Raw genomic sequence first — 11750 nt, forward strand, 5'->3', positions numbered from 1 at the left:
GCGATCAGGCGATCGCTTCCTGGTAACGGCGCTCGACCTCGTTCCAGTCGATGACGTTGAAGAACGCGCCGATATATTCCGGACGGCGGTTCTGGTACTTCAGGTAGTACGCGTGTTCCCACACGTCCAGGCCGAGGATGGGGGTGTTGCCTTCCATCAGCGGGCTGTCCTGGTTACCGGTGCTCTCGACCACGACCTTCTTGTCCGGGGTCACGCTCAGCCAGGCCCAGCCGCTGCCGAAACGGGTCAGCGCAGCCTTGGTGAAGGCGTCCTTGAACTTGTCGAAGCCGCCCAGGTCCTTGTCGATGGCCTTGGCCACGTCGCCCACCGGGTTGCCGCCAGCATTCGGAGCCATCACGGTCCAGAACAGCGAGTGGTTGGCATGGCCGCCACCGTTGTTGCGCACCGGACCCTGCAGGTTCTCCGGCAGCGACTTGAGCTTCTTCACCAGTTCTTCGACCGGCAAGTCAGCGTACTCGGTGCCTTCCAGCGCCGCGTTGACGTTGTTGATGTAGGTCTGGTGATGCTTGGTGTGATGGATTTCCATCGTCGCCGCATCGATGTGCGGTTCCAGCGCGTCGTAGGCGTAGGACAGCTTGGGCAGGGTATAGGCCATGATGCATCTCCTGATTGCGAGGGCACCCGACGGTGTCGGGCGTTGCGCGGTGAATGATGGGGACAGACCGCAAGATTACCAAGGGGGATGTAAAGGAAATTGCGTCCTGCCAGTGAGCACGACGGCAATTGTTACGCAGCAGTGACGCGATGCCATCCTCATGCACCGTGCAGCGCACAGGCGCTACAGTGCCTGCACCGCCCTCGCCCGCTCCTTGCCCATGCGCAACCCCCGGCTGCTAATCACCGCCATCGCCCTGCTGCTGCTCGGCCTGGTCGTCAACCATTTCATGCAGCGCCCGCCGGCGCCGCAGTTCGCGCCGGACCTGCAGGGTGCGCCTGCCGCGCGCGCGCCGGCCACCGCCTCGCCCGGCAAGAACAGCGGACTTCCCGCGTTCCTGCCCGCTGAAGCCCGGCAGACCATCGCCCTGATCCAGCGTGGCGGCCCGTTCCCGCACCGCCAGGACGGCAGCACGTTCGGCAACCGCGAGCAGCAGCTGCCGCAACGCCCGCGCGGCTACTACCGCGAATACACCGTCGATACCCCCGGCGCCCGCACCCGTGGCACGCGCCGCATCGTCACCGGCGGCGATCCGCCGGAGGCGTGGTACTACACCGACGACCACTACGAATCGTTCCGCAGCTTCACCGTACCGGCCCAGGGAGCGCAGTGATGAGCCACGATGATTTCGGCCTCGGCCTGCATGACATCAACAATGCTGGCGTCTACGCCATCGACAGCGACGACATCGGCGCACTTGCCGCAGCGATGCGCGATGCCGGGCTGAAGGTGATCCGCATCGATCTGGAAGGCGTGGGCGACAAGCGCACCCTGCTCGCCCGGCTGGCCGCGCAACTGGATTTCCCGACCGGCTTCGGCGGCAACTGGGATGCGCTGTCGGACAACCTGCGCGACCTGCAGTGGCTGCCAGCCAACGGTTACGCGCTGTTCCTGGCCGACGTGGACACGTTGCGCGCCTCCACGCAGAAGGACTTTGACACCCTGCTGGACGTGATGGACGAAGCCAGCCGCGACTGGGTCGGCCGCGACGTGCCGTTCTGGGTGTTCCTCTCGCAGAGCGCGTAAGGTCAGTGCCCTGGTAGAGGCCGACCTTGGTCGGCGCTTCTGTGCCAACCAAGGTTGGCACCTACCCAAGCGCGAGCCGGCCACTGTGTGGCGCGCCCGCCTTGCCTAGCGGCTCCCGTTGTCTTCCTGCAGTTCCTTCTTGAACGGGATGTCCGGCGGCGGTCGCGCCACGGCCGGCTGGTCCTGCATGTTCGGATTGGTCAGGCCGCAGCCACCACCGGCCTGCAGGATCGAGATCACGCAGGAGATCCTCGTACTGGTACCCGGCAATGGAATCTCCATTGCCTTGACTCCCTTGCGCACCCACTCGGCCAGCAGCGATTCCTGCGGGACCCAGTACTTGTCGAACGAAGTGGGCGTGTAGTCGTAAGGCGGTCGCTTCAACCAGGTGCCCGATTGCGCGATGCGTTCCTTGCTCCAGCCATCGTTGGCACCCCCGGGCGCACCGCGCTCGGCACGACCCTCGCCTTCCTGGCCCGGCACACGCACGCTGCCATCGGCATTGAACAGGCCACTGCCCTTGCCGGTGGCGCTGGCCTGGCGGGCGCCCTTGTCGGCGCCGTCATGGTTGCGGCTCGATGCACCCCAGTCATCACCCTTGGCGGGGGTGGCCCAGTTGCCCGGATTGGGGGCCGGGCGCGCTCCTGCCTGAGCCGGGGTCGTGCTGGATGCAGCAGGCCGCGCAGTGCTGCTGCTCGCCTGCGTCGCGCTGCCATTGGCTGCCGGCGCGGGTGTTGCCGCGGGTGCATTCCCACTGGAAGACGAAGGGGCTGCGGCCGGTGCCGAGGCTACTTCGCGCTCGCGCACCTGTACGTCACGACCCGCCGGCGCACGCACCGCCGGATCACGACCGGCAACGGTTGCCATCCGCACCTGCGGATCGACCACCGCCTGCACTTCACGCTCGCGCACCTGCACGTCGCGCTGCGGTACCCGCACCTGCACATCGGCCGTGCGCAGCGGCTGCGACACCGCCGGTGCATCGACCGTACTGACTTCGCGCTCCTGCACCTGGATGTCACGCAGCTGCGGCGTCCGCACCGCGATTTCCGGCGCACGCAGTGCGGTTGGGGTTGGCGGCGCCTGCACCGGCTGCACGCTGCGCTCGCGCACTGCGGGCGTGGTGTCACGCGGCACGATGCTGACCTCCGTGCGCGGCACGCTCACCGGTGGCACCACGAAATCCGTACTAGCCTGCGCTACTTCGGTGGCCTGCACCGGCGAGGGTGGCGGGGCCGCAAGCGGGGCCGGCTCGGCTTCGGCCGGCGGCGACGGCACGCTGGCTGTCGGTGCTGGAGCCGGCGCGGGTGCAGGCGCCGACGCGGCCGCAGGACGTGGCTCAGGTGCCGTCGCTGCCCCTGCCTCCTGGCCGGCGGCAACCTGACCCGCCGGTGCAGCCGCAGCCGCTTCGGCACCCGGCTGATCGCCACCACCTTCCTGGCTGGCGCGACCGACGAATTCCACCTGCACACGCTCGCCTTCGGCGCCCTCTGCTTCCGGTGCCGTGGTGCGGATCACCGCAACCCACAGCAGCAGCATGAAAAACAGCAGGTGCAGCAGCGCGCTGGCAAACGCCGAGGTCCAGCGCATCCAGCGCTGATCGCGCGGCGCAGCGTCCCAGTCCTGCCAGAACAGCCGTCGCAGCGACTGCCACGGTGACAGCCGGGGCGATTGACCCGGCGGCCCAGGCAGCGGGCGCGGCAGCAATACCGCAATCACTTCGCGGGCGTGGAACGGCCGCGGCAGCGGGCCCAGCGAGCGCAGCCACAGCGCCCAGCCATAGGGCAGGCGCGTAGACTTCTCGAGGACGGCGCGTGGCTGCTGGCGGGCCAGCAGCAGTTCGATGAGTTGCTCGGCCCGGGTCAGAGGCACGCGTCAGCGGTCAGGCGACGTTGCCGCGCGGGATGTACGGCGCGTGGCCGCTGTCGTGGTCGGTCGCATCGCGCACGGCGGTCACGCCCGGCACGCGGCCCATCAGAGTCTTCTCGATACCCTGCTTGAGCGTCACGTCGGCCATGCCACAGCCCTGGCAGCCACCACCGAAGCGCAGCAGCACCACGCCGTCGGCCGAAACTTCCTGCACGGCCACCTTGCCGCCGTGCGAGGCCAGCTGCGGATTGACTTCGTTCTCCACCACCCAGTGCACGCGCTCGACCAGCGACGCGGCATCGCCGGGGGCCTCGCCCTTGATGCGCGGTGCCTTGATGGTCAGCTGCTGGGTACCGGCGGTGCCGGCGACGATGTCGATCTCGGCGCCGTCGAGCCAGCCGACGCTGCTCGCATCGACGTAGAGGGTGAAGCCATCGCAGTCCACCGCCCACTCGTCACCGAGCAGGTCGGTCGGTTCGGCGAATTCCAGCCGGGCATCGGCGCGCGGGGTACCGGGGTCGACCGCGCTCAGGCGCACGCCCATGCCGGGCACGCCCTCGCGTTCGATCAGCTTGCGGAAATGGGTCTGAGCAGTGTCGGAGATCTGGATCATCAGGCTATTCTAGCCAAGTAAGCGTCAGCCGCTCATTCGGTTTATACACCGTCCGGCGCATTGTTCAGTCAACACGAGGTGGAGATTCCCATGGCCGACCTGATTCCACTGGCCCAGGCCCGTTGCGTGCCGCGCAAAGGCAGCGACCACAAGCTTGGCGAGGCCCGCCTGGCCGAACTGCTGCCGCAGGTTCCCGGCTGGGAGCTGAGCGAGGGCGGGCAGGCCCTGACGCGCACCTTCCGCTTCAAGGATTACTACGCCACCATGGCCTTCGTGAACGCGCTGGCCTGGATCGCCCATCACGAGGACCACCATCCGGACCTGGGCGTGCACTACGACCGCGCGGTCGTGCGCTTCTCCACCCACGATGTGGGCGGCCTGAGCGAGAACGACTTCATCTGCGCGGCAAAGACTTCGGCCCTGACGGAGCAACTGCCATGAACGTACGTTTGCTGAGCCTGTCCCTGATCGCTGCGACCGGCCTGGCCGGCTGTGGCCCGTCCGAACCACCGGCACCACCACCGCCGCCGCCGACCGAGGTGGCCGCGGTGAAGACGCCGCCGCCGCAGTACCCGCTTGAGCTGGCCTGCATGGGCGTGGGCGGCACCAGCACCTTCAAGGTGACCATCGGCGCCGACGGCAAGCCGAGCGAGGTCGCGCTGTTGACCGGGGCCGGCAACCCGCAACTGGACGAACTGGCCAGGACCGCCGTGCAGGGCTGGCAGTTCAAGGCCGCCACCCGCAACGGTGCTGCAGTGCCGGCCACCATCCAGGTACCGGTCAGCTTCAACCCGCCGCAGCCGAAGCCGGACCAGTGCTTCGCCATCGAAGAACGCCTGCGCCGCGGCGGCTGATCGCCCGCGCCCCGACGAGGCCAGCCGACGCCCGCCTCGCCCTCGCCGCCCCGGCCTTGCCCGGGGCGGTTGTCTATTGACCAGGACCGCGTCGGTACATGCTGCAGATTCCTCCCGAAAACATCTGGATCGCACTGGCGGTCACTCTTGCGGCCGGCCTCGCCACCGCCATCGGCAGCCTGCTGGTGCTGTTCTCACGGCGCCCCAACCCGCGCCTGCTGGCATTCGGCCTGGCCTTCGCCGGCGGCGCGATGGTCTATGTGTCGCTGTCGGAGATCCTCAACAAGTCCATTGCTTCGTTCGCGCTGGCCTATGGCGAACGTACCGGTTTCACCTACGGCACCCTGGCCTTCCTGCTGGGCGTGATCGTGATCGTGCTGATCGACCACTTCATTCCCAATCCGCACGACAGCCTGGACAAGCAAGACCCCGCGTTCCGCGAGAACAGCCGCGAGTACCTGAAGCGGGTCGCACTACTGACGTCGGTCGCGATCACCGCGCACAATTTCCCGGAAGGGCTGGCAACCTTCTTTGCCACACTGGAAAGCCCATCGGTGGGCATGCCACTGGCCTTCGCCATCGCCATCCACAACATTCCCGAGGGCATCGCGATCGCGGTGCCGGTGTACTTCGCCACCCAGAACAAGTTCTATGCGTTCAGTGCCAGCCTGCTGTCCGGCCTGGCCGAACCGGTGGGCGCGGCGCTGGGCTACTGGCTGCTGTCAGGATCGTTGTCGCACGCCACGTTTGGCTGGGTGTTCGGACTGATCGCCGGCGTGATGGTGTTCCTTGCGCTGGATGAGCTGCTCCCGGCGGCCAAGCGCTATGCCAAGGGCCACGAAACCGTGTATGGCCTGGTGGCCGGCATGGGCACCCTGGCGATCAGCCTGGTGTTGTTCAAGTGGTGAGGGACTCCCGGCTCGCCCTGTAGAGTCGAGCCACGCTCGACTGCTCTCCGGTCGGCTCGCGCGGAACGCCAGTCGAGCATGGCCCGACTCTACAAGGGTTCCTTACTTCAGGCGGTCCAGCGCCTCGGCCAGCTCATCGGCCAGCGGCGCATTGAGCACATACGGGGTCTTGCCGTCGTCCAGCGCGAACTCCAGCGAAGCCGCGTGCAGGAACAGGCGTTTCAGGCCGATCTGCTCACGAAGCCGCTTGTTGACCGCCGGATCGCCGTATTTGTCGTCACCGGCCACTGGATGCCCCAGATGCTGGGCATGCACGCGGATCTGGTGGGTGCGGCCGGTCTCGATACGCACCTCGCAGTATGAATGGCCGCCACGACGTTCCAGTACCCGGAAGTGGCTGATCGATTCCTTGCCGATCACATTGACCTGCACATGGCGCTCGCCGCCCTGGCGCAGGCCCACATGCAACGGCGCGTCAACCGTCATCACGCCGTCGGGCATGCGTCCGGCCAACAGCGTCAGGTAGCGCTTGCGGATGCCGGCACCGTGGTCTTCACGCAGCAGCGCCTGCAGTTCGCTCAGCGCCGAGCGCTTCTTGGCCACGATCAACAGGCCCGAGGTGTCGCGATCCAGCCGGTGGACCAGCTCCAGGGTCTGCCCCGGGCGCAGCGCGCGCAGGGTCTCGATGGCGCCGAAGCTGATGCCGCTGCCACCGTGGCTGGCCACGCCGGTGGGCTTGTTCAGGGCCAGCAGGCGGGCGTCCTCGAAGACAATGGCCTGCTCCAGGCGGCGCATGAACGCCTCCGGCGGGCCGGCCTTGTCTCCCTCCTCACTGAGACGGACCGGCGGCACACGCACCTCGTCACCCGCCTCCAGCTTGCGTTCGGCCTTGGCACGGCCGCCATTCACCCGTACCTGGCCGCTGCGCACCAGCTTGTAGACCAGGCTGCGCGGGGCGCCCTTCAGCTGGCCAAGCAGGAAGTTGTCCAGGCGCTGGCCGGCGCGGTCGGCGGGAACGGTGATCATGCGCACGGAAGGCTTGTCGCCAGCGGGTTTGGTCGGGTCTTGGGCGGTCATCAGGCTGTTTATTCTGTTACACTCGGGGGGCGAGATAAGGGATTGATTTCGTTGGAAGTTACTCAGGGCCAGAAGCCCAGCTTCCGACGAATCCGGCACAGTGCGCGACCACCGCCCGCGGGGCGGCCATGTTAGCGGCTCACCGGCCTTCCCGGCCATCGCCGGATGCCTGACACGCAACCGTGCTGAACATGTCCCGCGTGGCGCTCCAGCCTGGCTGACAGCTGCCTGCGGCCTGTAACACCCCAAAACCCATAAGAGTGAAGCGCTCCCGCGGCCTGCCGTGGTGTCGTAGCGCTGGAAACCCAAGCCGCCCTCCCCGCGCTTGCGCGAATGGGCGGCGAACCGTGTCCAGAGGCGAAACCCCATGGCGTTCCGCGCGGTAGCCGCTTGCGAGGAACGCAACAATGAAGCGAATGCTGATCAACGCCACGCAGGCTGAAGAGCTGCGTGTTGCCATCGTGGATGGCCAGTCGTTGTATGACATCGACATCGAACAGCCGTCGAAGGAACAGAAGAAGTCCAACATCTACAAGGGCCGGATCTTCCGCATCGAGCCCTCGCTGGAAGCGGCCTTCGTCGAGTACGGTGGTGGCCGCCATGGCTTCCTGCCGCTGAAGGAAATCTCCCGCGACTACTTCCAGGCCGGTGTCGACCACAACAAGGCCGGCATCCGCGAACTGCTGAAGGAAGGCCAGGAGATCGTCGTCCAGGTCGACAAGGAAGAGCGTGGCAACAAGGGCGCTGCCCTGACCACGTTCATCTCGCTGGCCGGCCGCTACATGGTGCTGATGCCGAACTCGCCCAGCGCCGGCGGCGTGTCCCGTCGCATCGAAGGCGAAGACCGTGCCGCCCTGAAGGACGCCCTGGACAAGCTGAACATCCCCGACGACATGGGCGTGATCATCCGTACCGCCGGCGTCGGCCGCGATGCGGAAGAGCTGCAGTGGGATCTGGACTACCTGCTCAACGTCTGGCGTGCCATCGCCGAAGCCGCGCTGAGCAAGCCGGCCCCGTTCCTGATCTACCAGGAATCGCGCCTGATCGTGCGCGCCCTGCGTGACTACCTGCGCGCCGACATCGGCGAGATCCTGGTGGACACCGAGGAGATGTACGAGCACGCCCGCGAGTTCATGCAGCAGGTGATGCCGCAGACCCTGCGCAAGCTCAAGCATTACAAGGACGACATCCCGCTGTTCAACCGCTTCCAGATCGAATCGCAGATCGAAGGCGCCTACGAGCGCAACGTGCGCCTGCCGTCGGGCGGCTCGATCGTGGTCGACCAGACCGAAGCGTTGACCGCCGTCGACGTGAACTCCTCGCGCGCCACCAAGGGCAGCGACATCGAGGACACCGCGTTCCAGACCAACCTGGAAGCGGCCGAAGAAGTGGCCCGCCAGCTGCGCCTGCGTGACCTGGGCGGCCTGGTGGTGATCGACTTCATCGACATGGCCTCCAACAAGCACCAGCGCGAAGTCGAGAACCGCCTCGCCAACGCGCTGAAGTACGACCGCGCGCGCGTTCAGGTCGGCCGCATCTCGCGCTTCGGCCTGCTGGAAATGAGCCGCCAGCGCCTGCGCCCGAGCCTGGGCGAGTCCAGCCAGATCGTCTGCCCGCGTTGCGACGGCCACGGCCGCATGCGCAGCGTCGAGTCGCTGTCGCTGTCGATCATCCGCGTCGCCGAAGAACATGCGATGAAGGAAAACACCGGGCAGGTGCTGGTCCAGGCCCCGGTGGAGATCGCCAACTACCTGTTGAACGAAAAGCGCAGCGCCCTGCGCGAGATCGAGCAGCGCCACGAGGCGCCGATCGTGATCGTCGCCGACGAGCAACTGCACACCCCGCACTACACCGTCACCCGCCTGCGCGAGAACGAGCTGGGTGAAGAGAGCAACAAGCCCAGCTACCAGCGCGGCACCCCGCGCAAGTTGCCGGTGCACGCGCTGACCAAGGGCCAGCTGAACATCCCGCCGCCGGCGGTGACCCAGGTCAAGCACACCTCCCCCGCCCCGGTGCGCGAGGAAGTGGAGCCGGCCAAGGCAGCCCCGGCCCCGGTCGCGGTCGCACCGACGGCCCCGGCCCCCAGCGGCGGCGTGATCGGCTGGCTCAAGCGCGTGTTTGGTGGCGAGCCGGCCCCGGCGCCGGCGCCGGCCGCTCCGGCGGCGCGTCAGTCGCAGGACGGTGGCCGCAAGGACCGCAACAAGGATCGCAACAAGGACCGCAAGGACCGTCGCGACGACAATCGTGGCAACGGCAACGCGCAGCAGCAGAAGGACGGCGGCAACCGCAAGGACCGCGGTGAGCAGCGCAAGGATGGCCGCAACGGCAACAACGGCAATGCCCAGCCGCAGCCGCAGCAGGGCAAGCAGAAGGAGCCGCAGCAGAAGGATGGCCAGCAGCAGCCGCAGCAGCAGAACAAGCCGCGCAACGAGCAGCAGGGCCAGAACCAGAACCAGCAGCAGCCGAAGCTGAAGCAGCCCAAGCAGCCGCGTCCGCAGCAGCAGGACGGTGACAAGCCGGCCGAGAAGCCGCAGCGCGGTGCCGCCGATGCACCGGTCGACGCCGTGACCGCGGCAGCAGCCGTGGCCGCCACGGCCGCCGCCGCCAATGGGGTGACCGCACAGGAAGCCACTGCACCGGTCGCCCCGGTGGCCGCCGCTCCGGTGGACGCCGCAGTAGCGGTCGAGACCGGTGCCAACGAGGCCGAGGTGGTTGCGGTTGCCGGTGACGAGGCCGCAACCGACGCCAATGGCGAGCAGGCAGGCGAAGGCGCGACCCGCCGTCGCCGTGGCCGTCGTGGTGGCCGTCGTCGTCGTCGCGGTGGCGCCGAGAACGCCGCCGGCAGCGACGCTCTGGGTGATGACCAGGACGAGGGTGATGACAGTGATGACGCCGACGGCGCCGAGCCGAACGTCGACAGTACTGCCGGCACTGCGCCGGTCGCTGTTGCGCAGCCGGCCCGTTCGCAGCCGGAGTTCGACTTCGATGACGAAGTCGAGCCGGTCGTTGCCGACGCCTCGAAGCCGGTCCGTGCTGCCGCCGCCGTTGCCGCCGCACCGGTTGCCGTGGTGAGCAGCGCCGTGGTCGAAGCCGCCGCCCCGGTCGTGGCTGAAGTGCAGGCCCCGGTCGAAGCTGCTGCGAAGACCGAAGCGGTGTCCTCGCCGGTGCAGACCAGCATGCTCGATGCCATCGACGCCGCGACCCCGGCCCAGCCGGTAGCCGCTGCCGCGCCGGTGATCGAAGTCATTGCGCCGGTGACCGAAGCACAGCCGGTCGCGGTTGAAGCAGCCCCGGTGGCTGAAGCCGCTCCGGTGATCGAAGCGAAGCCGGCGGCGGTCGAAGCTGCGCCGGTGGTTGAAGCCAAGCCGGAGATCGTCGAAGCCACTCCGGTGGTTGAAGCCAATCCGGAGGCCGTTGAGGCTGCGTCGGTGGTTGAAGCCAAGCCGGTCGTTGAGCCCGTCGTGGCCGCCGAACAGCCGGTCGTTCCGGTGGCGGTGGAAGCCGCGCCGATCGAAGCCGCTGCCCCGGTCGCCGAAGCGGTGGTGACGCCGTTGATCGACCCGGTCGCCGATGGCCATGCCGACGCTGCAGCCCAGGCTGCAGAAGCCAAGGCCGACGAAGAAGACGAAGAGACTGCCAAGCGCACGCCGCCGGCGAACTGATCGCTCTTTGATCGCATGAAAACGAAACGGCGGGGATCAATGATCCCCGCCGTTTTTGTTTGTGCCTCCGGCGCGTGCAGCGCTCTGGAAAAGGCCGACCTTGGTCGGCGCCGTTGTTGGAGCGGACGCGGACACGTCCGTGCCAACCAAGGTTGGCACCTACCGAAGCGTGCTCCGTCAGGGTTTCGGCGCGAACTGCAGACGGGTCCACACGCCGTAGTGGTCCGAGGCCCAGCGACCGCTGTCATCGGGCTGGTCGAACAGGAGCTTGGCCTCACGCGCGACCATCTCGTCCTGCTGGAAGAAGATGTGGTCGATCCGCGAGGGTGCCTGGTAGTAGTGCCGGTTCAATGTACTGACCCCGGCCAGGTCAGTGTTGACGTGCACGCTGCCGTAGCTGTCGCCGTAGTGGCTGCGCAGCTCGCTCAGGTCACCAGCATCCACCAGCGCATTGAAGTCGCCGGCGATCACCACCGGAGCACCGGCCGACGTTGCAGTGATGAAGCGTAGCAGGTCCTCGACCTGGCTGCGGCGGATGCGCTGCCCGCTCTCGTCACTGCGCTCGTTGAGGTGCGTGGCATAGACGTTCACCGGCGTGCCATCGACGTCGATGCGTAGGTGAGCAACCGTTCGGTAGTCGTCCAACGGCTGCAGCAGATGATCCCCCTGGGCGAGGATCGGCCGCCGCGTCAGCAGCGCATTGCCGTAGCGCTTGGGCGCCCCAACCGGATCGGTGGACACGAACACGTACCTGTAGCCGAGTTGGCTGGCCAGCCATTGCGCCTGGTTGCGCACGTTGCGGCGCTGGATCACCTCCTGCAGGGCAACCGCATCCGGCTGCAGGCGCTTGAGTTCGGCCAGAATGGTGCGGCGCCGGCTCGGCCAGTCTTCGCGGTCATGATGCAGGTTGAAGGTGACCATGCTCATGCCCGGCGCGCTGGCAACGTCGGGCGCCGCGGTCGTGGCAGCCGGTTCGGCCGCCATCAACACGCCCGGCAATGTCAATGCAATGGCCAGCCCCAGGGCACGCACCGATGTGCGCACCCTCGCCCCCTGCTGCTTCAT

General features: G+C 67.5%; 11 protein-coding genes. 6 read left to right on the forward strand and 5 right to left on the reverse strand.

Annotated features, from left to right (window positions below):
- Positions 1-4: 4 nt before the first annotated feature.
- On the reverse strand, positions 5-616 hold the full coding sequence (locus tag ARC63_RS12350) for a superoxide dismutase (protein ID WP_005410310.1): 612 nt from the start codon (positions 614-616) through the stop codon (positions 5-7).
- Between the two features lie 220 nt (positions 617-836).
- Between ARC63_RS12350 and ARC63_RS12355 the strand changes: the two genes are divergently transcribed.
- On the forward strand, positions 837-1289 hold the full coding sequence (locus ARC63_RS12355; protein ID WP_029380094.1) for a guanyl-specific ribonuclease: 453 nt from the start codon (positions 837-839) through the stop codon (positions 1287-1289).
- Positions 1289-1702 carry a barstar family protein gene (locus ARC63_RS12360; RefSeq protein WP_010486750.1) on the forward strand — a complete coding sequence of 138 codons (414 nt, stop codon included), beginning with the start codon at positions 1289-1291 and terminating at the stop codon, positions 1700-1702. Before ARC63_RS12355 ends, ARC63_RS12360 begins: the two co-directional genes overlap by 1 nt.
- Before the next feature lie 105 nt (positions 1703-1807).
- Here ARC63_RS12360 and ARC63_RS12365 read toward each other — a convergent pair whose 3' ends face one another.
- Entirely contained in the window at positions 1808-3574 is a 1767-nt protein-coding gene (locus ARC63_RS12365; RefSeq protein WP_057503452.1) for a hypothetical protein, read from the reverse strand.
- Between the two features lie 10 nt (positions 3575-3584).
- Positions 3585-4184, reverse strand: a complete 600-nt coding sequence (locus tag ARC63_RS12370) for an NfuA family Fe-S biogenesis protein (RefSeq protein ID WP_010486746.1) — start codon at positions 4182-4184, stop codon at positions 3585-3587.
- A 90-nt stretch (positions 4185-4274) separates the two neighbouring features.
- On the opposite strand from ARC63_RS12370, the gene ARC63_RS12375 reads away from it, so the two are divergent.
- The 3 genes from ARC63_RS12375 to zupT all read left to right on the forward strand — a co-directional run bounded on the left by ARC63_RS12375 (position 4275) and on the right by zupT (position 5946).
- The gene (locus tag ARC63_RS12375; protein ID WP_005417612.1) at positions 4275-4625 is read left to right on the forward strand and encodes a 4a-hydroxytetrahydrobiopterin dehydratase; all 351 of its coding nucleotides are present in this window, start codon (positions 4275-4277) and stop codon (positions 4623-4625) included.
- Positions 4622-5038: an energy transducer TonB gene (locus ARC63_RS12380; protein ID WP_010486743.1), complete on the forward strand. Its 417-nt coding sequence runs from the start codon at positions 4622-4624 to the stop codon at positions 5036-5038. Before ARC63_RS12375 ends, ARC63_RS12380 begins: the two co-directional genes overlap by 4 nt.
- 98 nt (positions 5039-5136) lie before the next feature.
- Positions 5137-5946 carry a zinc transporter ZupT gene (zupT, locus tag ARC63_RS12385; RefSeq protein WP_010486740.1) on the forward strand — a complete coding sequence of 270 codons (810 nt, stop codon included), beginning with the start codon at positions 5137-5139 and terminating at the stop codon, positions 5944-5946.
- Positions 5947-6048: 102 nt separating this feature from the next.
- Here the strand turns inward: zupT and ARC63_RS12390 are convergent, their stop codons facing one another.
- Positions 6049-7023, reverse strand: coding sequence for an RluA family pseudouridine synthase (locus ARC63_RS12390; protein WP_057503453.1), 975 nt, complete (start codon positions 7021-7023; stop codon positions 6049-6051).
- 407 nt (positions 7024-7430) lie between these two features.
- Between ARC63_RS12390 and rne the strand changes: the two genes are divergently transcribed.
- Positions 7431-10685: a ribonuclease E gene (gene rne, locus ARC63_RS12395; protein WP_057503454.1), complete on the forward strand. Its 3255-nt coding sequence runs from the start codon at positions 7431-7433 to the stop codon at positions 10683-10685.
- 177 nt (positions 10686-10862) lie between these two features.
- On the opposite strand, the gene ARC63_RS12400 is transcribed toward rne, so the two are convergent.
- Positions 10863-11750, reverse strand: coding sequence for an endonuclease/exonuclease/phosphatase family protein (locus ARC63_RS12400; protein ID WP_019336628.1), 888 nt, complete (start codon positions 11748-11750; stop codon positions 10863-10865).

Origin of the sequence: Stenotrophomonas geniculata ATCC 19374 = JCM 13324 (assembly GCF_001431625.1) — a bacterium.
GTDB lineage: Bacteria > Pseudomonadota > Gammaproteobacteria > Xanthomonadales > Xanthomonadaceae > Stenotrophomonas > Stenotrophomonas geniculata.